Source organism: Paenibacillus marchantiophytorum, assembly GCF_014640555.1.
Classification (GTDB): domain Bacteria; phylum Bacillota; class Bacilli; order Paenibacillales; family NBRC-103111; genus Paenibacillus_E; species Paenibacillus_E marchantiophytorum.
Genome location: NZ_BMHE01000117.1, coordinates 1 through 1,544, shown reverse-complemented (window position 1 = coordinate 1,544; position 1,544 = coordinate 1). Strand labels below are relative to the sequence as shown.

Annotated in this window: 1 protein-coding gene; it reads left to right on the top strand. The window is 42.0% G+C overall.

Annotated features, from left to right (window positions below; translation table 11 throughout):
* Positions 1-159: 159 nt before the first annotated feature.
* Entirely contained in the window at positions 160-1,134 is a 975-nt protein-coding gene (locus IEY34_RS36100; RefSeq protein ID WP_189021108.1) for an aldo/keto reductase, read from the top strand.
* Positions 1,135-1,544 lie beyond the last annotated feature (410 nt).

The window sequence follows — 1,544 nt, the reverse complement described above, 5'->3', positions numbered from 1 at the left end:
GTAGCCACACAGGCAAGTAAAAAGCTCTCAAAATTGATTAAAAGTCAACTCCAACAATGGATCGCCGGTTTGCCCAGTTATCTTAAGGCTTACTTGCCCATTTCAAGCTGCGAAGTTTGAGTTATTTATATGAAAACAATAATGAAGGGAAGATAAATAATGCAAAAACGCAAGTTGGGAAATAAACTGGAAGTTTCCGCTATTGGGTTAGGTTGTATGGGAATGAGCGGTGTTTATGGTTCTGCACCAGACAAAAAAGAGATGATTTCGCTGATCCATGCGGCTATTGATCGCGGTGTTACTTTCTTCGATACTGCCGAAGCCTATGGTCCAAATGAAGAATTGGTAGGAGAAGCGCTTGCTCCATTCAGGCAAGATGTTGTCATTTCGACTAAATTTGGTATCTATAGGGAAAATGGCCAGCAGGTGCTTAATAGCAAGCCAGAGCAAATCAGGCAATCCGTGGAAGGTTCACTCCAAAGTCTTAAAGTTGATACCATCGATTTATACTATCAGCATCGCGTTGACCCCAGCGTGCCGATTGAGGAAGTAGCTGGAGTCATACAAGACCTAATCAAGGAAGGTAAAATAAAGTACTGGGGACTTTCTGAAGCAGGAGTGGGAACGATTCGCCGCGCACACGCGGTGCATCCCGTCACTGCGATTCAAAGTGAATACTCCATGATGTGGAGAAGCCCTGAAGAAAACCTTTTGCCTGCACTTGAAGAACTAGGCATCGGTTTTGTTCCATTCAGCCCGCTGGGCAAGGGGTTCCTTACCGGAAAGATTGATAAGAATGCAACATTTGAAAGCTCCGATTTCCGAAGCATTGTTCCTCAATTTACAGCTGAGAATATAGAAGCAAATCAGGTTTTAGTCAATTTGATCAAGGAGATTGCTGCAGGGAAGGACGCCACCTCGGCTCAAATCGCACTCGCGTGGGTACTTGCTCAGAAGCCATGGATTGTCCCGATTCCCGGAACAACGAAATTGGAGCGACTAGAAGAAAATATTGGCGCAGCGGAGGTTGAACTCACTCCTGAGGAACTGGTTGATTTGAATGAAGCATTGTCAAAGATTGAAATTTCCGGAGACCGCTTGCCGGCAGATTTCTTAGATAAAGTTGACAAGTAAAGTAGAACTAATAATCCTTGTCAAGCTTGTTTAGTAATCCAATTACCCAAGCTTAAAGGCAACATCGTTTATATATGTGTAAACTTTGTAGATGTAAAGCAAATACTTTGCGTCGCCGAGATATCGTAGCAACTACAGTAACCAACTCAACCATACCGTTCGTAGGTACAAATTCTATACCCGTTGAAGTATTTATAAATCTTGCTTAAGAAAAGCAAGTAGAGTTGTTTATGGAAATCAATGAAAACCAAAAATCGGTTTCCAAAAATCTTTATTCTTAAAAGCTCAAACTTCGCAGAGCGAAATTAGTCTTAAATCCTTGATACATATAGCAGAACCAGGATAATGATTGACCTCTTGCTAAAATAGAAAAACACCGCTTCGGTTTGGTATAGTGATTGTGACGAGCA